The sequence below is a fragment of the Stenotrophomonas sp. RS-48 genome, assembly GCF_030053245.1.
Classification (GTDB): domain Bacteria; phylum Pseudomonadota; class Gammaproteobacteria; order Xanthomonadales; family Xanthomonadaceae; genus Stenotrophomonas; species Stenotrophomonas maltophilia_P.
Map to the genome: position 1 here is coordinate 1 of NZ_JASGBV010000106.1, position 23,326 is coordinate 23,326.

The 23,326-nt window shown below is 67.2% G+C and carries 19 protein-coding genes, 1 pseudogene and 1 riboswitch; of the genes and pseudogenes, 7 read left to right on the forward strand and 13 right to left on the reverse strand.

From position 1 onward, the window contains the following. The first annotated feature begins 322 nt into the window (after window positions 1-322). Complete coding sequence (locus QMZ25_RS17410) at window positions 323-2,290, forward strand: M2 family metallopeptidase (RefSeq protein WP_164151614.1); 1,968 nt, start codon at window positions 323-325, stop codon at window positions 2,288-2,290. A 118-nt stretch (window positions 2,291-2,408) separates the two neighbouring features. Here the strand turns inward: QMZ25_RS17410 and QMZ25_RS17415 are convergent, their stop codons facing one another. Beyond that, window positions 2,409-2,801, reverse strand: coding sequence for a hypothetical protein (locus QMZ25_RS17415; protein ID WP_053519021.1), 393 nt, complete (start codon window positions 2,799-2,801; stop codon window positions 2,409-2,411). Window positions 2,802-2,892: 91 nt separating this feature from the next. Further along, window positions 2,893-4,119, reverse strand: coding sequence for a multidrug effflux MFS transporter (locus QMZ25_RS17420; RefSeq protein WP_111186352.1), 1,227 nt, complete (start codon window positions 4,117-4,119; stop codon window positions 2,893-2,895). Window positions 4,120-4,420: 301 nt separating this feature from the next. Further along, window positions 4,421-4,523: riboswitch (glycine riboswitch) on the forward strand. A 62-nt stretch (window positions 4,524-4,585) separates the two neighbouring features. Here QMZ25_RS17420 and gcvP point away from each other — a divergent pair. Then, window positions 4,586-7,453 carry an aminomethyl-transferring glycine dehydrogenase gene (gcvP, locus tag QMZ25_RS17425; protein WP_065174824.1) on the forward strand — a complete coding sequence of 956 codons (2,868 nt, stop codon included), beginning with the start codon at window positions 4,586-4,588 and terminating at the stop codon, window positions 7,451-7,453. Window positions 7,454-7,536: 83 nt separating this feature from the next. On the opposite strand, the gene QMZ25_RS17430 is transcribed toward gcvP, so the two are convergent. From QMZ25_RS17430 to QMZ25_RS17440, 3 genes are all read right to left on the reverse strand, one after another. Then, window positions 7,537-7,947 carry a VOC family protein gene (locus QMZ25_RS17430; protein WP_053519027.1) on the reverse strand — a complete coding sequence of 137 codons (411 nt, stop codon included), beginning with the start codon at window positions 7,945-7,947 and terminating at the stop codon, window positions 7,537-7,539. A gap of 100 nt (window positions 7,948-8,047) precedes the next feature. Next, window positions 8,048-9,418: an amino acid permease gene (locus tag QMZ25_RS17435; protein WP_065174823.1), complete on the reverse strand. Its 1,371-nt coding sequence runs from the start codon at window positions 9,416-9,418 to the stop codon at window positions 8,048-8,050. A gap of 82 nt (window positions 9,419-9,500) precedes the next feature. After that, window positions 9,501-10,211: an AraC family transcriptional regulator gene (locus QMZ25_RS17440; RefSeq protein WP_053519032.1), complete on the reverse strand. Its 711-nt coding sequence runs from the start codon at window positions 10,209-10,211 to the stop codon at window positions 9,501-9,503. Between the two features lie 113 nt (window positions 10,212-10,324). On the opposite strand from QMZ25_RS17440, the gene QMZ25_RS17445 reads away from it, so the two are divergent. Together QMZ25_RS17445 and QMZ25_RS17450 are read left to right on the forward strand one after the other, a co-directional pair. Beyond that, a complete protein-coding gene (locus tag QMZ25_RS17445) occupies window positions 10,325-12,415 on the forward strand; it encodes a catalase (protein WP_283220037.1) in 2,091 nt (696 codons plus the stop codon). Between the two features lie 35 nt (window positions 12,416-12,450). After that, window positions 12,451-12,885, forward strand: a complete 435-nt coding sequence (locus QMZ25_RS17450) for a hypothetical protein (protein WP_283220038.1) — start codon at window positions 12,451-12,453, stop codon at window positions 12,883-12,885. A gap of 100 nt (window positions 12,886-12,985) precedes the next feature. On the opposite strand, the gene QMZ25_RS17455 is transcribed toward QMZ25_RS17450, so the two are convergent. Beyond that, window positions 12,986-13,777, reverse strand: a complete 792-nt coding sequence (locus QMZ25_RS17455; RefSeq protein WP_053519038.1) for a hypothetical protein — start codon at window positions 13,775-13,777, stop codon at window positions 12,986-12,988. 108 nt (window positions 13,778-13,885) lie between these two features. Here QMZ25_RS17455 and QMZ25_RS17460 point away from each other — a divergent pair, with 108 nt between their 5' ends. Then, a complete protein-coding gene (locus QMZ25_RS17460) occupies window positions 13,886-14,677 on the forward strand; it encodes a hypothetical protein (RefSeq protein ID WP_283220039.1) in 792 nt (263 codons plus the stop codon). A 55-nt stretch (window positions 14,678-14,732) separates the two neighbouring features. On the opposite strand, the gene QMZ25_RS17465 is transcribed toward QMZ25_RS17460, so the two are convergent. After that, on the reverse strand, window positions 14,733-16,859 hold the full coding sequence (locus tag QMZ25_RS17465; protein WP_065174818.1) for a methyl-accepting chemotaxis protein: 2,127 nt from the start codon (window positions 16,857-16,859) through the stop codon (window positions 14,733-14,735). Between the two features lie 235 nt (window positions 16,860-17,094). Between QMZ25_RS17465 and QMZ25_RS17470 the strand changes: the two genes are divergently transcribed. Both QMZ25_RS17470 and QMZ25_RS17475 read left to right on the forward strand, forming a co-directional pair. Further along, a complete protein-coding gene (locus tag QMZ25_RS17470) occupies window positions 17,095-18,054 on the forward strand; it encodes a L,D-transpeptidase family protein (protein WP_197601072.1) in 960 nt (319 codons plus the stop codon). A gap of 4 nt (window positions 18,055-18,058) precedes the next feature. Further along, entirely contained in the window at window positions 18,059-18,700 is a 642-nt protein-coding gene (locus tag QMZ25_RS17475; protein ID WP_164151601.1) for a M23 family metallopeptidase, read from the forward strand. A 103-nt stretch (window positions 18,701-18,803) separates the two neighbouring features. Here QMZ25_RS17475 and QMZ25_RS17480 read toward each other — a convergent pair. From QMZ25_RS17480 to hflK, 6 genes and pseudogenes are all read right to left on the reverse strand, one after another. Further along, window positions 18,804-19,069, reverse strand: a pseudogene (locus tag QMZ25_RS17480) (hypothetical protein); the annotation flags it as partial. A 72-nt stretch (window positions 19,070-19,141) separates the two neighbouring features. Further along, window positions 19,142-19,498: a hypothetical protein gene (locus QMZ25_RS17485; RefSeq protein WP_053518618.1), complete on the reverse strand. Its 357-nt coding sequence runs from the start codon at window positions 19,496-19,498 to the stop codon at window positions 19,142-19,144. Between the two features lie 151 nt (window positions 19,499-19,649). Continuing rightward, window positions 19,650-20,942: an adenylosuccinate synthase gene (locus QMZ25_RS17490; protein WP_053518619.1), complete on the reverse strand. Its 1,293-nt coding sequence runs from the start codon at window positions 20,940-20,942 to the stop codon at window positions 19,650-19,652. Between the two features lie 276 nt (window positions 20,943-21,218). Continuing rightward, on the reverse strand, window positions 21,219-21,404 hold the full coding sequence (locus QMZ25_RS17495) for a DUF2065 family protein (protein ID WP_053518621.1): 186 nt from the start codon (window positions 21,402-21,404) through the stop codon (window positions 21,219-21,221). 65 nt (window positions 21,405-21,469) lie between these two features. Continuing rightward, window positions 21,470-22,333, reverse strand: a complete 864-nt coding sequence (locus QMZ25_RS17500) for a protease modulator HflC (protein ID WP_053518623.1) — start codon at window positions 22,331-22,333, stop codon at window positions 21,470-21,472. Beyond that, a partial coding sequence (gene hflK, locus QMZ25_RS17505) for an FtsH protease activity modulator HflK (protein ID WP_283220040.1) occupies window positions 22,330-23,326 on the reverse strand: 997 nt, incomplete at its 5' end. The genes QMZ25_RS17500 and hflK, both read right to left, overlap by 4 nt.

The following is a 23,326-nucleotide window of genomic DNA, read 5'->3' on the forward strand; positions in this document are numbered from 1 at the left end:
ACAGATGTGTCGACCAAGGTCGACACCCACCAACGGCCGCCGCGATCTGTCAGAGGTGGGGCGGTGTGGGCTTGCAGGACCGTTGGCGCCATGGATGGCGCCATCGAGCCCCAAGGATGGGTTTATGGCGTGTCCTGCAAGCCCACACCGCCCCGCCATCCCACGTATAGCCCGCTGTTGCTGTTGCTTCTGCCGTTGACGTGCCTTGGCTTCTGCGGGTGCAGGGCTGCAAGCCCTGCCGAACCCCACCAACCTTCCCCACTTGCGGTGGGCACGCGCGCCCACTAGCCTTCGGCCGTCGTTCACCACCCAAGGACCGCCCGTGAAACACCGTCATCTCCTGCTGGCCGCTGCTGTCGCCGCCGCCACGCTGGCCCTGGCTGCCTGCAAGAAGGAAGCGTCCCCCGGCGCCGAGACCGCCGGCAGCAGCGCACCGGCCGGCGAGACCGCCGACCAGTTCGTTGCCCGCATCAATGCCGAATACAAGGCTGCCTATCCGGAGATGACCTCGGCGCAGTGGCTGTCTTCCACCTACATCAACAGCGATTCGGAGCGCATCGCGGCCAAGGCCAACGAGCGTTCACTGACCCAGCTCAACAGCTGGATCGAGCAGGCCGCGAAGTTCGAGGGCCAGCCGATGAGCGCAGACAGCAAGCGTGCGATCCATCTGCTGAAGCTGATGTCCTCGATGCCGGCACCGCGCGACCCGGCCAAGCTGGCCGAGCTGACCCAGATCGCCACCCGCATGGAGGGCAGCTACGGTGCTGGCAAGTACTGCACCGATGCCAACGACCCGGCCTCCTGCCGCCAGCTGGGGGAACTGGAACAGGTGCTGGCACGCAGCCGCGACTACGACGCGCAGCTTGATGCCTGGCAGGGCTGGCACAGCACCACGCGGAACATGCGTGGCGACTACCAGAAGTTCGTCAGCCTGGTGAACGAAGGTGCCAAGGGCATGGGCTTCACCGATGCCGGGCAGATGTGGCGCAGCGGCTATGACATGCCGCCGGAGCAGATCGGGCCGGAAACCGACCGCCTGTGGGAGCAGGTCAAGCCGATGTACGAGCAGCTGCACTGCTACGCGCGCGGCAAGCTGGACAAGACCTACGGCAAGGACAAGGCCGAGGTGGGTAATGGCCTGATCGCCGCGCACCTGCTGGGCAACATGTGGCAGCAGGACTGGTCCAACCTGTGGGACCAGCTGGAGCCCTATCCCGGTGCCGGAAGCCTGGACATCACCGCCGCACTGGAAAAGCAGTACCAGACCAATCTGAGTGCTGCGCTGGCCAAGGCCGGCAGGGATGCCAGCGTCGCGGGCCAGTACAGGGCCCAGCGCGAGGCCGAACTGCGTACCGCGAAACAGATGACCGAGCGCGCACAGGATTTCTACGTGTCGCTGGGCATGCCCTCGCTGCCGCAGTCGTACTGGGACAAGACCCAGTTCATCAAGCCTGACGACCGTGACGTGGTCTGCCACGCCAGCGCCTGGGACATGAACATGGAAGGCGATGTGCGCACCAAGATGTGCATCAAGCCGAACGAAGAGAACTTCACCACCATCTATCACGAGCTGGGCCACATCTACTACGACCTGGCCTACAACCCGTTGCCGCCCCTGTTCCAGGGCGGCGCCAACGATGGCTTCCACGAAGCAATCGGCGACACGATCGTGCTGGCGATGACGCCCAAGTACCTGAACTCGATCGGCCTGGTTGACGCACCGCAGGAAAGCCGCGAGGCCGTGATCAACGCGCAGATGCGCATGGCGCTGTCGGGCGTTTCATTCCTGCCCTTCGGCCTGATGATCGACCGCTGGCGCTGGGGCGTGTTTGACGGATCGATCACCGCCGACAACTACAACAAGGCATGGTGGGATCTGAAGGCCAAATACCAGGGCGTTGCCCCGGCCAGCACCCGCGGCGAGGAGTTCTTCGATCCGGGCGCGAAGTACCACGTGCCGGGCAATACGCCGTACACCCGCTACTTCCTCGCCCGCATCCTGCAGTTCCAGTTCTACAAGGGCCTGTGCGATGCATCGGGTTACAAGGGCCCGCTGCACGAGTGTACCTTCTACGGCAACAAGGAAGCCGGCCAGAAGTACTGGGCGATGCTCAGCAAGGGCGCCAGCCAGCCGTGGCAGGCCACGCTGAAGGAGCTGACCGGCACCGACAAGCTGGATGCCGGCCCGATGATCGAGTACTTCAGCCCGGTCAATGAGTGGCTCAAGCAGCAGAACGAAGGCCAGATGTGCGGCTGGCAGGCCAGCGCTGCGGCCCCGGTGGCGAAATGAGAAAAGGGGCGGATCCGCGAGGATCCGCCCCTTTCGTTCCGGTGGCGCCGGGCCATGCCCGGCGGCCTTGATCACACCGCTGCGTTCGCCGGGCATGGCCCGGCGCTACCCACACGGGTCAGCTGTTCTTCTTCGCCGCCATCGCGGCGGCCAGCTCGGCCTTGTATTCCTCGAAGGTCTGGCCCTTCTCCCTGGCCTCGGCCTGCGCGGCATCACGCAGCGCGTCGGAATACATCAGACGCACCGGCGTACCGTTGCGCTCGTGCAGTTCACCGGCCTGCATGATCAACGCCAGCACCTGCGCGGCGCTCTCGCTATGCCCGGCGATACGGCCATCCATGCCCAGCACCCACTCGCCATCGCGGCGCACGACACCTGCCAGCAGCGTGCGCTGCGCATCGCGCAGTTCGGCATGCGGCTCCACCGGCGAAGTCTGGGCAGCGGCCTTGTTGGCAGCCTTCTCTTCCTGGCGGCGGCGCTGGTCGCGACGGGTCTTGGAGGTGGTGGACATGGGGGCGGCATCGCTACGGGGGGGCGCAAGGATAGCGCACCCCGCCCGTTGCGCCGCTTCACGGGTCGCCCGCCACCGCCCCTGCGGCCGGTCAGAGGCCCGTGGCCACGGCCTGCACTGCGCGCTCACGGCGGTGTTCCCAGTACCAGAACACAAACCCGGCGGCGAAGAAGCCGGCCTGGCCCAGCGCCAGATGCAGCGGGCTGGCACTGAGCAGGGGCGACACGACGCCGGCCACCACGGTGCTGACCATCAGCTGCGCGAAGGCCTGCAGCGACGAGGCCAGGCCGCGCTGGTGCGGATACATGTCGAGCACGGCCAGCGCCAGGATCGGGAAGATCAGCGCCATGCCCATGCCGCCCAGGAAAATGGGCAGTACCGCCCACGGCAGCGCGAACTGCGGCGCCAGCACCACGTAGCCGACGTTGAGCAGTGTCGACAGCGCGCACAGGGAGAAGCCGATGGTCACCTGCCGGGTCGGCGTGGTGTGCCCGGCCATGCGCCCGGACAGGAACGCGCCGGCCGTCATGCCACCGATGGTGGGAATGAACAGCCAGGCGAAGTCGCCTTCGCCCAGATGCAGGTGCTGCATCACGAACACCGGCGCGGACGCGATGTACAGGAAAATGCCGCCGAAGCCGATGCTGCCGGCCAGTGCCAGGCGCAGGAAACGCGGGTTGAAGCCGATGCGCACATAGTCACGCAGCAGTGCGCGCGGCGACAGTGGTACCCGCGCCTCCGGCGGATGCGTTTCCGGCAGGAAGCGCGCGGTGGCCACCAGCAGCACAAGCGAGAACACCACGAGGAACCAGAAGATCAGCGGCCAGCCGGCACCGCTGAGCAGAATCCAGCCACCGATGATCGGGGCGATGGCCGGCGCGATGCCGAACAGCATCGAGACCTGGCTCATCAACCGCTGGGCGTCATGGCCGTGGTACAGGTCACGGATCACCGCGCGGCCGACGATCATGCCCACGCCCGCCGACAGGCCCTGCAGCGCGCGGAACGCCAGCAGGGTCGGCAGATCGGTGGACAGCGCGCAGCCGACCGAGGCCCCGGCAAATACCACCAGGCCGCCGAGAATCACCCGCTTGCGGCCCCAGGCATCCGACAGCGGCCCGTGCGCCAGGCTCATCAGGCCATAGAACAGCAGGTAGACGCTGATGGTCTGCTGGACGGCCACCTCATCCACCGCCAAGCGCTGGGCCAGCTGCGGGAAGGCCGGGAAAATGGTGTCGATGGAGAACGGGCCGAACATGGCCAGGCCCGCGAGCAGCAGGGCCATGCGACGGGTGGACGGAGCAACAGCGGCGGTCATGTGAACGGTGTCCGGCAAGGCCATGCGCGGCACGCACGGCGGGCGCCGGTCCCGCTGCAGCAGGGACGGCGCCAGATGAATTCGGGTATCCGCCCATCATAGGCGGGGAATGCGCCCGATGCCATGCAGCACCGCACAAAACGCACGCCCCGGGCCATCGGCCATTCAGGCGCCGGCCCTGCCCGGGCGGCCCCGGCAGCAGGCCATAACCGGCTATAATCGGCGGGCAACACGGTGGGAGAAGCGGAACACCGCTGCCGAAGGCGCAACGCCCGTAATCGCTCAGGCCCGATACCACCCGCAACACAACTCTGGAGAGACCGGTTCGATCCGGCGCCGAAGGGGCACGAAGCTGCGGCCAGCCGCGCTTCCAAACTCTCAGGCAAAAGGACAGAGGGGCGCCCCGCAGCCCGCCATCCGGCGGCTTGTGCCCGTGCGTGTGCCCTTTCCTGACGGATCCTTCGCCATGTCCCAGAACACCCCTTCCCTGCGTGAGCTCGAGCACCACAGTGCGTTCGTCGAGCGCCATATCGGCCCCAATGACGCCGAGATCGCGCAGATGCTCGACGTCGTCGGCCACGCGTCGCTGGATGCGATGACCGATGCCATCGTGCCGGCCAAGATCAAGTCGCCGGCAGCGCTGGCGCTGCCGGAGTCGATCACCGAAGTGGAGGCGCTGGCGAAGATCCGCGCGATCGCCGACAAGAACACCGTGCTGCGCAGCTTCATCGGCCAGGGGTATTACGGCACCCACACGCCGAACGTGATCCTGCGCAACATCCTGGAAAACCCGGCCTGGTACACCGCCTACACCCCGTACCAGGCAGAGATCTCGCAGGGCCGCATGGAAGCGCTGATCAACTTCCAGACCCTGTGCGCCGACCTGACCGGCATGGAGATCGCCAACGCCTCGCTGCTGGACGAAGCCACCGCAGCGGCCGAAGCGATGACCCTGGCCAAGCGTTCGGCCAAGTCGAAGTCGGACACCTTCTTCGTGCACGATGCCGTGCACCCGCAGACCCTGGAGCTGCTGCGCACCCGCGCCGAGCCCATGGGCATCGTGCTGCGCGTCGGCACCCCGGCCGAAGCGCTGGAAGCGGACAGCTTCGGCGTGCTGCTGCAGTATCCGGATACGTTCGGCCAGGTGGCCGACTACCGGGCACTGGTCGAGGCCGTGCATGCACGCGGCGGCCTGGTCGCCGTGGCCACCGATCTGCTGGCGCTGACCCTGCTCGCCGCACCGGGCGAATGGGGCGCGGACATCGTGGTCGGCAACAGCCAGCGTTTCGGCGTGCCGTTCGGCTTCGGTGGCCCGCACGCGGCGTTCATGGCCTGCCGCGACGCCTACAAGCGCTCGATGCCCGGCCGCCTGATCGGCGTCTCGATCGATGCGCAGGGCAACCCGGCCTACCGCCTGACCCTGCAGACCCGCGAACAGCATATCCGCCGCGAGAAGGCCACCTCCAACATCTGTACCGCACAGGTCCTGCTGGCGGTGATGGCCTCGATGTACGCCGTCTACCACGGTCCGGAAGGCCTGACCCGCATCGCCCGCCGCACCCACCGCCTGGCCGCGATCCTGGCCGCCGCACTGCGCAAGGCCGGCGTGCAGGTTGCTGGCGACTTCTTCGACACCCTGCACGTCACCGGTGTGCACGCCGATGAGATCCACGCCAAGGCGCGCGCCGCCGGCTACAACCTGCGCGCGATCGACAGCGACTCGGTCGGCATCAGCCTGGACGAGACCGCCACCCGCGCCGATGTGGTCGCGCTGGCCGCCGTCTTCGGTGCCCAAGCCGATGTCGATGCACTGGATGCCAGCACCGCCGACGCTCTGCCGGCCGGGCTGCTGCGCCAGTCCGCGTTCCTGACCCATCCGGTGTTCAACACGCACCACAGCGAGCACGAACTGCTGCGCTACCTGCGTTCACTGGCCGACAAGGACCTGGCGATGGACCGCACGATGATCCCGCTGGGCTCGTGCACCATGAAGCTCAACGCCACCGCCGAGATGATCCCGGTGACCTGGCCGGAGTTCTCGCAGATCCATCCGCTGGTGCCGGCCGACCAGGCACTGGGCTACAAGGAACTGATCGAGTCGCTGGAAGCGATGCTGGTCGAATGCACCGGCTACGATGCGGTCAGCCTGCAGCCGAACTCGGGGGCACAGGGCGAGTACGCCGGCCTGCTGGCGATCCGCGCCTACCACCGCTCGCGTGGTGAGGAGCATCGCGACATCTGCCTGATTCCGGATTCGGCCCACGGTACCAACCCGGCCTCGGCACAGATGTGCGGCATGAAGGTGGTGGTCACCAAGACCGATGCCAACGGCAATGTCGATGTCGAGGACATCCGCCTCAACGCCGAGAAGTACAGCGACCGCCTGGCCGCGATCATGATGACCTACCCGTCCACGCACGGCGTGTTCGAGGAGGAGGTGGTCGAGATCTGCGAGATCATCCACAAGCACGGCGGCCAGGTGTACACCGACGGTGCCAACATGAACGCCCTGGTCGGCGTGGCCAAGCCGGGCAAGTGGGGTTCGGACGTTTCCCACCTGAACCTGCACAAGACCTTCTGCATCCCGCACGGCGGCGGCGGCCCGGGCGTCGGCCCGTGCGCGGTCAAGGCGCACCTGGCCCCGTTCCTGCCGGGCAAGCTGGGTGACAACGGCCCCGTCGGCATGGTCAGCGCCGCCAGCTTCGGCAGCGCCTCGATCCTGCCGATCAGCTGGATGTACATCGCGATGATGGGCCGCGAGGGCCTGCGCAAGGCGACCCAGGTCGCGCAGCTCAATGCCAACTACATCGCCAAGCGCCTGGCGCCGCACTTCAGGACGCTGTACACCGGCCGCAACGGCCTGGTGGCGCATGAGTGCATCCTCGATGTGCGCCCGCTGGAGAAGAGCAGCGGCATCGGCGCCGAGGACGTGGCCAAGCGCCTGATCGACTTCGGCTTCCACGCGCCGACGCTGAGCTTCCCGGTGGCCGGCACGCTGATGGTCGAGCCCACCGAAAGCGAGTCGCTGCATGAGCTGGACCGCTTCATCGATGCCATGATCCAGATCCGCGAGGAAATCCGTGCGATCGAGGATGGCCGCCTGGACCGCGAGGACAATCCGCTGAAGAACGCGCCGCACACCGCCACTGCGGTGACGGCCAGCGAGTGGACCCACGCCTACCCGCGCGAGCTGGCCGCCTTCCCGCTGCCCAGCCTGAAGCTGCAGAAGTACTGGCCGCCGGTGGCCCGCGTCGACAACGTCTACGGCGACAAGAACGTGATGTGCGCCTGCATCCCGGTCGACGCCTACAAGGACGATGAAGTCGAAGCGTGATTGACGGAACGGCCCGCGCAAGCGGGCCGTTTTCGTTTACGGTAGCGCCGGGCCATGCCCGGCGAGCGCAGCGGCTGAACCGATCACGGATCCGGCATCTGCCCCAGGCTCAACTGCCAGGACACACCGAACCGGTCCTGCACCCAGCCGTAGCGATTGCTGAAATCGTAGTCGCCCACCGGCATCAGCCAGTGCCCGCCCTCGCCCAGCACGCGCGCCGCGCGCTCGAACTGTTCGGCGCCACCGCACTCGACGAACAGCGAGATCGACGGACTGAAGGTGAAGTCGTGCACATCCAGGCTGTCGAAGCACAGATAGTTGGTGCCGCCGAGCATGAAGGTCGCCTGCCGCACCTGGCCGGGCACTCCCGCCCCTGCGCCGTCGGGATGGCGTTGCAGGGCAAGCAGCCGGAAATCGGCGAACGCCTCGGCGTACAGGGCCAGGGCCGCCTCGGCCTGGCCGGTGAACATCAGGAACGGACGACTGCGCAGCATGGGGTGCTCCAGTTCAGCGGGCCGATGACGGCCCCGCGAACAGGATGGCACGCGGGATGTATGCCCGCTGTAGAGCCGAGCCCACGCTCGGCTGTACGGATCAGGCCTCGCGCATGCGGCGCGCGATGGCACTGCCGGCCGCGATCGTGGCGGTCAGGGCCACCATCGACAGGAACTGCAGGCGCGTATGCGCCTCGCTCAGCAGCAGGCCGAAGATCAGTGCCAGGATCGCCAGGGCGCAGCAGGTCAGCCACGGGAAACCGGCCATGCGGAACGGCAGGCGCGAGCCGAGGCGGTCCGCACGGCGGCGCAGCACCAGTTGAGAAAGCAGCGACAGCGTCCACACCAGCAGGCAGGTCGAGCCGACGATGTTCAGCAGCACCGGCAGCACCTTGTCCGGGAACAGCAGTTCCATCACCGTCGCGGCAAACCCGAACAGCACGCTGGCCAGAACGGCGATCACCGGCACCTGCCGCGGGTCGGTCCAGCCCAGCACGGCCGGTGCCTCGCGGCGCTGCGCCAGCGAATACATCATCCGCGACGCGCCGTAGAGGTTGGCGTTGAGGGCCGACAGCAGGGCGATCACTGCGATCAGCGTGATGGCCGTGCCCGCCCCCGGAATGCGGGCCGCATCCAGCACCGCGGCGAACGGCGACTTCAGCGCTTCGCTGGTCCACGGCACCACGGCGATGATCACGCTCAGCGAGCCGATGTAGAACACCAGGATGCGCCAGGCCACGGTGCGGATGGCGCGGGCGATGCTGCGCTCGGGATCCTCGGTCTCGGCCGCGGCAACGGCCACGATCTCGGTGCCGCCGAAGGCGAACACCACCACCAGCAGGGCTGCGCCGATACCGGCCAGGCCCTGCGGTGCAAAACCGCCGTGTGCGGTGAAGTTGCTCAGTCCCGGAGAGGTCACCTGCGGCAGCCAGCCCATCAGCAGCGCGAAACCGATGGCGATGAACGCCAGGATCGCCACCACCTTGAGAATGGCGAACCAGAACTCGAACTCACCGAAATTCCTGACCCCCAGCAGGTTGATCGCGGTGAAGAACAGCATGAACGCCAGGGCGGCCATCGGCACCGGAATGGCCGGCCAGACCGTGGCCAGCAGGCCCGCCGCTCCCACGGCCTCGGCGGCGATCACGATCACCAGCTGTACCCACCAGAGCCAGCCGACAGTCGCCCCTGCCGTGGCGCCCATGGCGTCGGCGGCATAGACCGAGAACGCGCCGCTGGTCGGCTTGGCCGCCGCCATTTCGCCCAGTGCGTTCATCACGATGATCACCAGTGCGCCGGCCACCAGGTACGACACCAGCACCGCCGGGCCGGCCGCCTGTACGCCCACACCGGACCCCAGGAACAGGCCCGCGCCGATGGCGCTGCCCAACCCCATCATGATCAGCTGGCGTGGCTTGAGCGAATGGCCCAGGCGGGAGGGCGAGGCAGGCGTAACGGGGCTGGCGGGCATCGGCAGGAGTGGGCGGCGGCTACAGGGGCGTCACCTTACCCTGTCCCGCGCCTGTGGGGATAGGCACAGTGCAGCAGGCCGCTCAGGCCAGCGCCGGCTCGCCGATGCGGGCGCGGTAGGCGCGCGGCGAGAAACCGGTTTCGGCCTTGAACTTGCGGGTGAACGCGCTCTGGTCACTGAACCCGCAGGCCTGGCCGATGCAGGCGATGCTGTCGTCGCCATGCAGCAGATGCATGGCCATCTGGATCCGCAGCCGCGTCAGCACCTGCTGCGGGGTCATCTGGAACACCTTGCGGAAGCTGCGCTCCAGCTTGGACAGCGAGAACCCGGTGATGTCCAGCAATGTCTGCATGCGCACGTTCTCGGCGTAATGCGCGTTGAGATGGGCCAGGGCCAGCCGCAGCTGCTCGTACTGGGTTCCCAGGCTGTCTTTCTGGCCCAGGTCGCGCGAGATGCCGATCAGGCCCTCGATGCTGCCGTCGACCACCAGCGGCCGCTTGCAGGTCAGGCACCAGCCCGGCTCGCGGTTGGCGAACAGGTGCAGCTCCATCAGGTTCTCGATCACCTCGCCGGACAGCACGCGTGCGTCCTGGTCGACATAGTCCGCACTGAGGCCGGTCGGGTAGATCTCGGCCGCGGTACGCCCGATCACGTCCTTGCGCGCGCGCAGGCCCAGCCGCCGCAGCATGGTCTGGTTGACGTGGGTGTAACGGCCCTGGCGGTCCTTTATGAAGAACAGCACGTCCGGGATGGCGTCGAACAGGGCTTCGATGTCGGCAGGCTCGACTCGCATGCGCCAAGCATAGCCGAGGCGCCCTTGTCCGCGCGATCACCTGCGCGGGACCGGGGCTTAACGTCTGGCGCGCGAGGGTAGAGGTTGACTTCCCCGCTACAGGACCTGGACCCATGGCCGCCAGCAAGCCCTCCGGCAAGCGCGCACCCGCCCCCTCCCCCGACCATCGCCGTGGCGACGGCGACGAACTGCACCTGCACGCCGGCGGCACGCACCCCCCGATGACCACGGCCCAGGGCATCCCCGTCGCCGACAACCAGAACTCGCTGCGCCAGGGCCCACGAGGCCCCACCCTGCTGGAGGACTTCATCCTCCGCGAGAAGATCACCCACTTCGACCATGAGCGCATCCCGGAGCGCATCGTGCATGCCCGCGGCAGCGCCGCGCACGGCTATTTCGAACTCACTCACTCGCTGGCCAAGTACACCCGTGCGCGCATCCTTGGCGAAGTCGGAAAGAAGACTCCGGTGTTCACCCGCTTTTCCACCGTGGCCGGCGGTGCCGGGTCGGTCGACACCCCCCGCGACGTGCGGGGTTTCGCGGTGAAGTTCTACACCCCTGAAGGCAACTGGGACCTGGTGGGCAACAACATCCCGGTGTTCTTCATCCAGGACGCAATGAAGTTTCCCGACCTGGTGCATGCGGTGAAGATGGAACCGGACCGCGCGTTCCCGCAGGCAGCGAGCGCGCACGACACGTTCTGGGACTTCATTTCGTTGATGCCCGAATCGATGCACATGATCATGTGGGCGATGAGCGACCGCGCCATTCCACGCTCGCTGCGCATGATCGAAGGCTTCGGCGTGCACAGCTTCCGCCTGTTGAACGAGGCCGGCGACTCCACCTTCGTCAAATTCCACTGGCGGCCGAAGCTGGGCATCCAGTCCACGGTGTGGGACGAGGCGTTGAAGCTGCAGGCCGCGGACAACGATTTCCATCGGCGCGACCTGTTCGAGGCGATCGAGCGTGGCGACTTCCCCGAATGGGAACTGGCCGTGCAGCTGTTCACGGAAGAGGAGGCCGACGCATTTCCGTTCGATCACCTGGACCCGACCAAGATCATTCCCGAATCGCTGGTGCCGCTGAAGGTGATCGGGCGTATGGTGCTGGACCGCTGGCCGGACAACTTCTTCGCCGAAACCGAGCAGGTGGCCTTCTGCCCGGCCAACGTGCCGCCCGGCATCGACTTCAGCAACGACCCGCTGCTGCAGGGCCGGCTGTTCTCCTACCTGGATACCCAGCTGATCCGCCTGGGCGGGCCCAACTTCCACCAGATCCCGGTGAATGCGCCGAAGTGCCCGTTTGCCAACCACCAGCGCGATGGACATATGCAGATGCAGGTGCCCAAGGGGCGCGTAGCCTACGACCCCAGTTCGCTGGAGGACGACAGCCCGCGCGAGACACCGGCCGGATTCCGCAGCCATGCCAGCGCGGATGACGGCCGCAAGGGGCGCACGCGTGCCGAGAGCTTCGCCGACCATTACAGCCAGGCACGGATGTTCTTCCGCAGCCTGGAAGCACCCGAGCAGGCCCATCTGGCCTCGGCGCTGGTGTTCGAGCTGTCCAAGGTGGAAACGCTGAAGGTGCGGGTGCGTACCGTCAGCCACCTGCGCAACATCGACGAAACCCTAGCGCAGCGGGTGGCGGAAGGACTGGCGCTGCCCGCCCTGCCCGACCCGGCGCCCACTGCTACGCCGGCACAGGACATGCCCCCCGCACCGGAAGTCCGCGTGATCGGTCGCAACAGACCCACCCTGCAAGGGCGCTGCATCGGCATCCTGTTTGATGAAGGCTCCGATGCCGGTGTCATCAGCAGCCTGCGCAAGGCCGCAGAGAAGGCCGGCGCGGCGGTGAAGCTGGTGGCTCCCAAGGTGGGCGGCGCCACCCTGAGCAACGGCAAGCTGCAAGCGGCCGACGGGCAACTGGCGGGGACTCCATCGGCGGTGTTCGATGCGGTCGCGATCGTGCTCAGCGAGGAGGCCGGCAAGCGGCTGTCCAGCGACAGCGCGGGGCTGGAATTTGCCAGCACCGCGTGGGCACACCTGAAGGCCATCGGCAGCGATGAAGGAGGCCGGGTACTGCTCAAGGCGGCGCGCGTGGGCAAGGATGCAGGCATCGTCGACGCGGGCGATGCCGGCGCTTTCCTCGCCGTCGCCGCCACCCGCCAGTGGGCCCGCGAACCGAAGCTGCGGCAACTGGCCTGACGGCCTCACCCCCATCGCCTGCAAGGAGACGTGTCATGCCCCGTGGAGACAAATCCGCCTATACCGACAAGCAAAAGCGCCAGGCTGAACACATCGAGGAAAGCGAGCGCGAGCGTGGTGCCAGTGAAAGCACCGCCGAACGCATCGCGTGGGCCACCGTGAACAAGCAGGATGGCGGAGGCAAGCGCAGTGGCAGTGCCCGCAAGGGCGCCAAGAAGACTGCGAAGAAAACTGCGAAGAAGGCGGCGAAGAAGGCACCGGCAAAGAAGGCCGCAACGAAGAGCACTGCGGGAAAAGCACCGGCGAAGAAGGCCGCAAAGAAGACTGTCGCGAAGAAAGCGCCCGCGAAGAAGTCCACCGCCAGCACGCGCAGTGCGGCCGCGAAGAAGGCAGCAGCAACCCGGGCGGCAAAGAAGGCGGCACGCTCGACCGCCGCGAAGAAGGCCGCGCGGACCCGCGCAGGCGGTTGAGATGCACCCGGCAGCGCAGCGGGCACACGATGCCTGCGGCCCTGCACGGTGACGTGGCGCACGCCGGGCAGCATCAGCACCCGGCGGCGCCATGGCTTGGTCAATCGCCGGCCCGGCCCTTGGCCGCCGGTGCCGCCACGGCCACCGCCTGCAGCTTGCGCACCGCAGCGATCGGAATCGCTTCGGCCCGTCGCTGCTGCGGCCACCAGACGAACAGGAATGCGCTGCTGGAGCCCAGCAGGCGCGCGGTGCCGGGCAAGGGCGCCGCGTCGCCGTTCAACTGCAGGCGGATCACTTCCCCACGTCCCTCGTTGCGGATCTGCTGCCCCCGCACCTGCACGTAGTTGGCCGCGCCGATGGCCATGAAAGCGGCCACGGCCAGGGTCATCGCCGTCAGCGGCCGCAGCCCTACGCCCTCCCAGCTGGTCAGTACCGAGCGCATGAGCACCGCCCGCCATGCCCAGTTGCGTGCGCGCAGTTGCTCGAGCTTGGCCGCATTGCGCATCCGCAGCGTTTCCGGCCAGCTCACCAGCAGCACCAGCAGCACGCCCGCAGCCAGCAGCAGTGCATAGGCCGGGTCACGGATGCCGGCCACCAGGAAATCGCTGGGCTGCAGGTAATCCAGAATCGACAGCTCGAATCCCCGGTAGAACCAGAAGCTGCACCACAGCCCCAGCAGCGACACCAGCAGATAGGCAGTGGTGAACAGCAGTGCCGGCTCACGGCGCATGCGGGACAGCGCCTGCATCACCGCCGAGTCATCATCACCACGGGTCAGCGGCAGCATCGACCAGTCGGTCGCTGCTTCCGGCTCCGGTGGCGCCGCAGCCACCTCGATGCCCTGCACCCGCGGCACATCGCCATAGGTCCCTTCCGGTTCCCTGTTGTCCATGCCCGCTCCCCTTTTCAGCGAGCATCGCCGAAAAAGGTGGCGCGCGGTAGACCACCGGCCTGCGGCATACTCCACGGTGCCGCAGGGCGCAGAGGGGAGGAAAGGGCCATGAAACGATGGACTGGCATGTTGGGGCTGCTGGCGTGGCTGTGCGCCGCGTCACCTGCCGTTTCCGGCAATGCGCGGGCTCCCGCCGCGCCAGCGGACGATGTGGGGACCGCGCAGGCCATCGCACAGGCCGAAGCGCGTGGCCGGCAGATGTTCGAGCACGACCTGGCGGCCGAGCGCGCAACTGACGCCCTGCTCGAACAGGACATGCGCGGCGACACCCGGGTAAGGGGCTGGATAACCGAACAGCGCGGCAGCCACTACGAAGTCAGCATGATCGGCGACGGCGCAGTGGTCCTGTATAGGGCCGCCACCGACGCGCAGGGAAGGATGACCGGCGCAACCGAGACTCTGGATGTTCCAGCGGCGCCAACGACCTACCAGGCCGGCGCTGCCGCCGCACGGGCGCTGGCGCTGAACAGCGCCTTCGACGCCTGCGCGCAGACCTACAACAGCGTGGTTCTTCCGGCGCCCGGTACGGCCGCCGATGCGTGGACGGTCTACCTGCTGCCCGCCACCACCGATCCTGCCGTAGTTCCGCTGGGCGGCACGCATCGTCTCGACATCGCCCACGGTCGGATCGTCTCCCGCCGCGCCTTCACCCACAGCTGCATCCAGCTGAAGCGTGCGCCACCCGGTGCGGCGATGTTCATCACCCACCTGCAGGACCCGACACCGACCGAGATCCATGTGTTCTGGAGCCTGTGGGCCCGCTCGCCGCTGTACGTCTCCACGGGTAAGGACGTGATCTGGAAGATCGAGGACGGCCGCATCCGCCGCATGCAGGACTGACCGGCCACCACGCGCGAACACGTGGCGGCCCGTGCCTTGAGGCGGCTGCCGACGGTCAGGCCGCGCGTGCTGCCACCGTGCGGACTGCACCGCTCTGCTCGATATGGAACACCGCGACCGACGCGGTCAGCGCATTGGCCTGCTCTTCCAGCGCGCGGCTGGCGGCAGTGGCTTCTTCCACCAGTGCGGCATTCTGCTGGGTCACCTGATCCATCTGCACCACCACCTGATTGACCTGTTCGATGCCGGCCGCCTGTTCCTTGCTCGCCGCAGCGATGTCACTCATCAGCTGGTTGGTGCGTGCGCTGGCCTGTGCCAAGCGGGCAATGGCCGCTTCCGACTCGACCGTGACCGCCAGACCGCTCTGCACCTTGCCTGCCGCCTCTTCGATGAGTTCCTTGATCTCCTTGGCGGCGATGCCCGCACGCTGCGCCAGCGTGCGCACTTCACTGGCGACCACGGCAAAGCCGCGGCCCTGCTCACCCGCGCGGGCAGCTTCCACCGCAGCGTTCAAGGCCAGGATGTTGGTCTGGAAGGCGATGCCATCGATGACCGTGGAGATTTCCGAGATGCGCGCCGAGGACTGATCGATCTCTCCCATCACAGACGCCATCTGTGCCATTGCCTGTTCGGTGGCCCGCACCGCCGCGCCGGCAGCGTGTGCCTCGCTGTCGGCCTGGCGGGCCAGCTCGGCATTCTGGCGGACGGTCGAGGTGAGTTCTTCCATCGATGCCGCCGCTTCTTCCAGGTTGGCGGCCTGCTGTTCGGTACGGCGCGACAGGTCGCTGTTGCCGGCGGCGAGCTCCTGCGCGGCAGTGTTGATGCTGTCGGCAGCGTCCTGGATGCCGCGCACGATGCCGGTCAGCTGGGCCGTGGTGGTGTTGGCATCGTCGCGCATGCGGGCGAACACGCCGTCGTAGTGACCGTCCATGCGCGCAGTGAGGTCGCCCCCGGAGACCGCGCGCAGCACATCGGAGACGTCGGCGATGCTGGCCTGCGAACTGGCCATCATGCCGTTGAGCTGCTCGACCATCGCCCTGAACTGATACTGGAACGCACTGGCATCCCCACGCACGCTGAAATCTCCGGCGCGCGCCGCGCGGACCAGGTCGTCAATCTGGGTGTTGACTGCCAGCAGGCTCTGTTTCACTGCGGCCAGGGTGCGGGTCAGCGTACCCTTCTCGCCGGGATAGTCCGGAAGGTCGCGGCTGAGGTCGCCGATGGCATAGCGCTGCATGACCTCGGCCATCAGCAGTTCCACCTGCACGTGTGATTCCACCAGGCTGTTGGTGGCCTGCACCATGCGCCCGAAATCGCCCGGAAACGCGCTGGCGTCCATGCGGTAGCGGATCGCACCCGCCTCGTGCTGCTCGGCCATGTGCATCTGCGCCCCGATGGCGGCCTGCACGCTCTGCCGCACGCTGGCCATCGCCTCGCCCAGCCGGGTCAGCTCGTCACGGCCGCCGAGGCGGAATTCCTGGTCCAGCTGGCCCTTGGACAGGCGCTCGGCCAGGTTCACCGCGCGTGCCAGCGGACCGGTCAGGCTGCGACCGATCATCACCGAGGCGGCAATGCCGACCAGCAGGGCCACGCCTCCCAGCACCAGCAACTGCAGCAGACTGCGTTCACCCAGGCGGATCGCCTCGGCGGCGGCCTCGCGGCTTTCCTTCTCTTCGAAGTCGACTCCCTCGGACAACGCCTTGTTCCAGCCGTTGGCCGCGTCCTGCACCGGCCCCAGGGTCAGTGCCACGGCAGCGGGGTAGTCGCCCTGCTCCATCAGTTCGCTGGTCTGCTTGTTGAGCGGGCGCGCAAGGGCGCGCTTGGCCGCGATGGTTTCAGCGATGGCCTTGCCCTCTGCATCGCCCGGCAGGGCCTGATAGGCGGACCAATCCGCCTCGTAGCGCTTGACCAGGTCGGCGATGCGCTTCTCGTCGCTGCCGCGGTCTTCGCCCTGGCGGATCAGCATTTCGCGGCGCACCACCATCATCTGATTGTTGGCATCGAGCATCTGTGACAGCAGGCGCACCTTGGCCACACTGACGTCGACTACCTGCTGCATCGCGCGCTTCTGCACGACACTGGCGGTGGCGCCGGTGGCCACCACGGCAGCGACCAGCAGCAGCAACAGGCCAAAGCCCAGCCCAAGACGCCAGGCAACCCTGACATTCCTCAAGTAATCCATGGGTACATCCAAAACGGGGGGATGCGCCCGTATCGGCCGCGCCACCGGCAATCTTGATCGGCAACAAGCACGGGCGTCGGCAGCCGTTCACCTTGGTGAGGCCCCGCCCCGTACTTCTGCGACAAGGGCCTGAGCCACGCCGGGGCTGCCCTGCTCATGCCGGCATCAGGTTGCTTTCACGGAGGCTGCGCAGCCTCTGCGGGCAGGGTGGAGCTGCCATCTGCCGGAGATCTTCATGCCCGTGTACCGCCCCGCCCTGCTCGCCCTGTCCTTGCTGGTGTCGCCCGCCTTCGCGCAGGTACCGCCGCCGGCCCAGCTGCCGGAGCCCATTGCCGAGAAGCCCGGACCCGATACAGCAGCCCGCTCGCCGCTGCACGCCCAAGTGTTGCTGGATCGCGCCAATTTCTCCCCGGGCGAGATCGACGGTGAAGTCGGCAGCAACCAGCATCGGGCCGTGGCCGGCTTCCAGGCGGCACACGGCCTGACGGTGAGCGGAGAGCTGGACGACAGCACCTGGGAGGCTCTCCAGGGCGAGACGATCGCGCCGCTGGCCAGCTACACGCTGACGGCCGAGGATGTTGCCGGTCCGTTCCAGTCCATTCCCAAGAAACCCGCCGCACAGGCAAAGCTGAAGTCGCTGGGTTACAGCAGCGTCGAGGAAGCACTCGGTGAACGCTTCCACGCGTCCCCTGCCCTTCTGAAGTTGCTCAACCCCGGCGTCGATCTGGCCAAGGCCGGCAGCCGTATCCAGGTGCCCAACATCGCCCCCGCGGCATTGCCGAAGGCGGCGAAGATCGTGGTCGACAAGTCCGATTCCACTCTTCAGTTGCTGGATGCGCAGGGCAAGGTGATCGCACAGGTGCCGGTTTCGTCCGGCAGCCAGCACGATCCGCTGCCGATCGGTGAATGGAAGATTCTCGGCGTCCATCGCGACCCGCCGTTCCACTACAACCCCAAGCTGTTCTGGGATGCGCGCAAAGGCGAGAAGAAGGCCACGCTGCCGCCCGGTCCGAACAATCCGGTCGGCCGGGTCTGGATCGATCTGTCCAAACCCCACTATGGCCTGCACGGAACGCCGGTACCCGGGCATGTCGGCAAGACCGAATCGCATGGCTGCGTGCGCATGACCAACTGGGATGCACTGCGCGTGGCCGATGCGGTGGATACCTCCGTTCCCGTGGTGATGCAGGAGTGAGCCGATGCGACTTTCGCAGTTGATCGTGCTGGGCGTGCTGGTGGGTGTGGGAATGGGCTGGTGGCTGCGCCGCGATGCGGGTGAGCCAGTAGCGGTTGCCCGGCCTGCAGCACCACCTGCGGTGGCTGCGGCGCCGGAGGTTGCGGCTGCGACGCCGCGTGTGGGCGCTGCGGCTCCCACGGCGGTGCCGCCGTCCAGCGCCACCGATGCGCCAAGCGGCCTGCTGCTGCCGGTGCAGGGCGTACTGCCTTCGCAGCTGCGCGATACCTTCACCGATGCCCGCAGCGAAGGGCGCGTGCATGATGCAATCGACATCATGGCCGACGCAGGAACACCGGTGCTGGCAGTGGCCGATGGGACGGTGGAAAAGCTGTTCGACAGCAAGCGTGGGGGGCTGACGATCTACCAGTTCGAGCCGAGCGGGCACTGGTGCTACTACTACGCCCACCTGCAACGCTATGCCGATGGCCTGGCCGAAAAGCAGGTGATCAAGCGTGGCGAGGTGATTGGCTACGTAGGCAGCACCGGCAACGCCAGCGCCGAGGCCCCGCACCTGCATTTCGAAGTGCACGTGCTGGGGCCGGAGAAGCAGTGGTGGAAGGGGGAATCGATCAATCCGTACCCGCTGTTGCAGGCGGGAGGCTAGCGCGTGTGCCGCGTGGCAGAGCCAGTCGCAGTGATGCCCGATTTGGGCACGATCCTAGCCGTATTGGGTATCTGACAAGTACCCCGCCGGGCATGGCCCGGCGCTACCGGCGTCGCCACCGCCGCAGCGCGATGCTGGCGGTCGCCAGCCCGCCACCGGCAATCAGTAACAGCAGTGCCAGGGGCTGCCAGAAGAAGAACGGCCACAGACCTCCAGCACGGTCAGCCACAGCCAGGAACGCCCGCGCGGACGTGCGTCGCCACGCCCATAGCCGAAGTACGAGGCGGCAATTCCAGCGGACTCAACCGATTCCAGCGCGCCGGTGATGCCGGAGCCCGGCACGCCCGAACGCGCGCCAGCGCGGAAGTCAGTCTGAAGCGCGTGAACCCACCCGATACCTCGCCAGATGGCGAGGCCAGGCATCGCACATGCGGAAGGGGGTCAGGCCGGCCTGACTTCTCTGCAGACCGGCTCGGCAAGTTCGCGGCAGGCGAAGAACAGCCCTTCCACCCCACCTTCGTCCAGGTGCCTGCGCGGCGTCGCCGTGGTGGCGCAACGGTTGGCCGCATGCAGCATCTCCACCGCGGTGAGGATGCCCACGGCCGCACGGTCGATCCGCGCCAAGGACTGACGTCGTCCGTCGGACAGGTTCTCCTCCGGCCACAACATGCCATCGGAGCCCTCGCCATCACGGATGCGGGTGAGGCAGCCCTGGAACGTGCTGAGATCGTCGGCGGGATTGGCGTCGTCGTTGATGGGCTCAACAACATGGAACGGCGGGGTCTTGCGAGCGGTCATGGTGTCGGCTTCCGTGGCTGCACTTGACAGCGCCACCGCCGACAGATGAAACCGGCCCAAACTGAAGCGCCGCGACCCCACAGGGAGTCGCGGCACTCTTTTTTTCAATTGAACAGCGTTACCACCACGCCGGACATGGCCCGGCGCTACCTCAGGCGAACGGATCCTGCAGGACCATGGTGTGGTCGCGATCGGGGCCGGTCGAGACGATGCTGATCGGGCAGCCCGCCAGCTCCTCCAGCGAACGCAGGTAGGCGCGCGCGGCCGGCGGCAGGTCATCCCATTGGGTGATGCCGTGAGTGTTCTCGCTCCAGCCCGGGAACTCCAGGTACACCGGGGTGCACTCTTCCCAGCCCTGCGCGTCCAGCGGTGCGTACTCGGTACGCTTGCCGCGGTATTCGTAGGCGATGCAGACCTTCAGCTTCTCCATGCCGTCCAGCACGTCCAGCTTGGTGATGCACAAGCCGCTGATGCCGTTGATGGCCACGGCGCGCTTGAGCGCGACGATATCCATCCAGCCGCAGCGACGCGGACGGCCGGTCGAGGCGCCGTACTCGGCACCGCGGTCGCGGATGCCCTGGCCGATCTCATCGTCCAGTTCGGTCGGGAACGGACCGCCGCCGACGCGGGTGGCATAGGCCTTGGCGATGCCCAGCACGTAGTCGATCGCATCGGCACCCACGCCGGCGCCGGCCAGTGCGCCGCCGACGGTGGTGTTGGAGCTGGTGACGTACGGATAGGTGCCGTGGTCGATGTCCAGCAGCGCGCCCTGCGCGCCTTCGAACAGCACGCGCTTACCCTGCTTGCGCAGGTCGTGCAGGATGCCGGCGACGTCGGACTTCATCGGCTCGACGTACTCGCCGAAGGCAAGTGCCTCGTCGTAGGTCTTCTGGAAGTCGATCGCGTCGGTGTTGAGGTACTTGGTCAGCACGAAGTTGTGGTAATCCAGCGCGGTGCGCAGGAGTTCTTCCAGCTGCTTGGGGTAATGCAGGTCGGCGATGCGGATGCCGCGACGTGCCACCTTGTCTTCGTAGGCCGGGCCGATGCCACGCCCGGTGGTGCCGATCGCCTTGCCGCCGGCAGCGCGTTCGCGCGCCTGGTCCAGGGCGATGTGGTACGGCATGATCAGCGGCGCGGCCGGGGAGATCTTCAGGCGCGAACGCACTTCCACGCCGGAGGTTTCCAGCTCGGCGATTTCCTTCTGCAGCGCGGCCGGCGAGATCACCACGCCGTTGCCGATCAGGCACAGTGCGTCGTCGCGCAGGATGCCGGACGGGATCAGGTGCAGGACGGTCTTCTTGCCGTTGATGACCAGCGTGTGGCCGGCATTGTGGCCGCCCTGGAAGCGCACGACCGCGCCGATTTCCTCAGTGAGCAGATCGACGATCTTGCCCTTGCCTTCATCGCCCCACTGGGCACCCAACACTACGACAGACTGACCCATGACGGGCTCCTCGATTTGTTGCGGCCATCGGGGCCGCGGACGGGTAAACCGTGGCGGGGGTGGCCAGCGCGGTCATGGCGGCTCCAAACGGGGAGCGGCCGGCGATGGATGGCCCAGACACGGAAAAAGCCGAACGGGGGAGGCCCGTCCGGCTTTTGTGCATTATCCGGGTTTCCGGGGTCGGGTGCCACCTTTCCGACGGACGGCTTCACCCAGCGGTCAGGGGCCCGAAACGGGGTCAGATCCCTTTCCTGCGGAAAGGAATATGACCCGCTGCTAATGCCGTGCCCACCACAGCAGGCTCAGGCCGGCCAGCAGGATCAGGCCGCCAAAGCTGCGCAGGGCCGGTCCAGGCAGGTCCAGCAGGCGCTCGGCCATGCGCTTCCAGGCCAGCGGGGCCGCGAACAGGAACAGGCCTTCCAGCACCGCGACCAGGCACACGGCCGCGAACAGGTCTTTCATCGGGAACTCCAGAAATGGCACGGGGCCCGGCATCTGGCCGGGCCCCGTGGGTAGTGCGTGCGACCTCAGCGATCGCTCTTGAGGTACTGCAGGAACGGGTCGTTCTTGTCGAGCACGATCACGCCGTTGCCGTCGGTCATGGAGCCACGGTAGGCCTCCAGGCTGCGGTAGAAGGCGTAGAACGCCGGATCGGCAGAACCGGCCTTGCCATAGATGCGCGCGGCATCGGCATCACCTTCACCGCGCAGGCGCTGGGCATCACGCTCGGCTTCGGCGATCAACACGGTGCTGTCGCGGTCGGCCTGGGCGCGGATCGTCAGCGACTGTTCCTCGCCTTCGGCGCGCAGCTTGGCAGCCTCCTGCTTGCGCTGGGCGCGCATGCGCTCATACACGTCGTTGATGACCTGGCTGTCGGTCGGCAGATCGACCTGCTTGATGCGCAGATCGATCATCTGCATGCCCAGCCCCGCCACCGCCTCGTTGATGCCCTTCAGCTGCTCGGCGATCAGCTCGCTGCGGTCGCCGGACACCAGCTGCTGCAGGGTGCGCGAGTTGATCTGGTTGCGCAGCGAGTCAGTGATGATCGGTGCCAGGCGGGCATTGGCGATGCGCGGATCGCCGCCGGTGGCACGGAAGTAGTCACCCACGTTGGAGATGTAGCCGATCGCGAAGAAGTCGACGCTGACGTCCTTCTGCTCGGCGGTGAAGTAACGCGCAGGGGCGGTATCAAGCACCTGGAAGCGGCGGTCGAAGACCTTCACCGTTTCCACGATCGGCAGCTTGAAGTGCAGGCCCGGCTTGATGTCCGAGCGCACTACCTTGCCCAGGTTCAGGACCATGGCGGTCTGGTCCTCGCGGACCACGTACACCGAGCCCAGCAGGCCCAGCACCACCGCCACGATCACGGCGATCCAGATTGGACTCTTCATCGGCTGCCCTCCTCACGGCCGCTCGGTCGCCCGGTCGGGCGGCCCGTGGGCCGGCCCGGGTCACGGGAAGGTTCCGCTGCCGTGGTACCCGGCAACGAAGGCATCACCACGTCCGGATTCGGCACGCCGGAGGCCGACGTCGCAGGACGGGTATCGCCGGTCATCGGCACGTAGATCAGCTGGCGGCCATCGCCGCCGATCACCTTGCGGTTCTCGCTCAGCACCTGCTGCACCGTTTCCAGCCACAGGCGCTTGCGGGTCACGTCCGGCGCATCCTTGTACTGGGCCTGCAGCAGGCTGAAGCGCTGTGCATCACCCTCGGCCTTGGACACCACGGCCTGCTTGTAGCCTTCGGCAGTGGTACGGGCGCGCGAGGCCTGGCCTCGTGCTTCCGGCACGACCTTGGCAGCGTAGGCCTGGGCTTCGTTGATCAGGCGTTCCTTGACCTGCTGCGCACCGTTGACCTCGTCGAAGGCCGGCTTCACTTCCTCCGGCGGACGGGCGTCCTGCAGGGTCAGGCCGGTGACGGTCAGGCCGGTCTTGAACGCGCGCAGCAGCGCCTGCAGGCGCTCCTCGGCAGCCGCGGCCAGCGGGCCACGGTTGTTCAGCACGGCGTTGAGATCGGCACGGCCGACTTCCTCGCGCACGGCACTCTGGGCCGACTGTTCCAGCACCTGGTTGGCATCGACCGTGCCGAACAGGTACTGCTGCGGATCATCGATGCGGTACTGGACGTTCAACGACACGTTGACGATGTTCTCATCGCGGGTCAGCACCGGAACCTGGATCGAGAAGGTCTTGATCTCGGTCGCGTTGACCTTGGTGACCGACTCGATCGGCCACGGCAGCTTGAAGTTCGGTCCGGGCTGCAGGATGCGCGAGAACTGGCCGAAGCGCAGCACCACGCCACGCTGCTGCTCGCCGATCAGCTGGAAGCTGGAGAACAGCACCAGCAGCACCAGGGCTGCCACCACCCAGCGGACGATGCCGCCA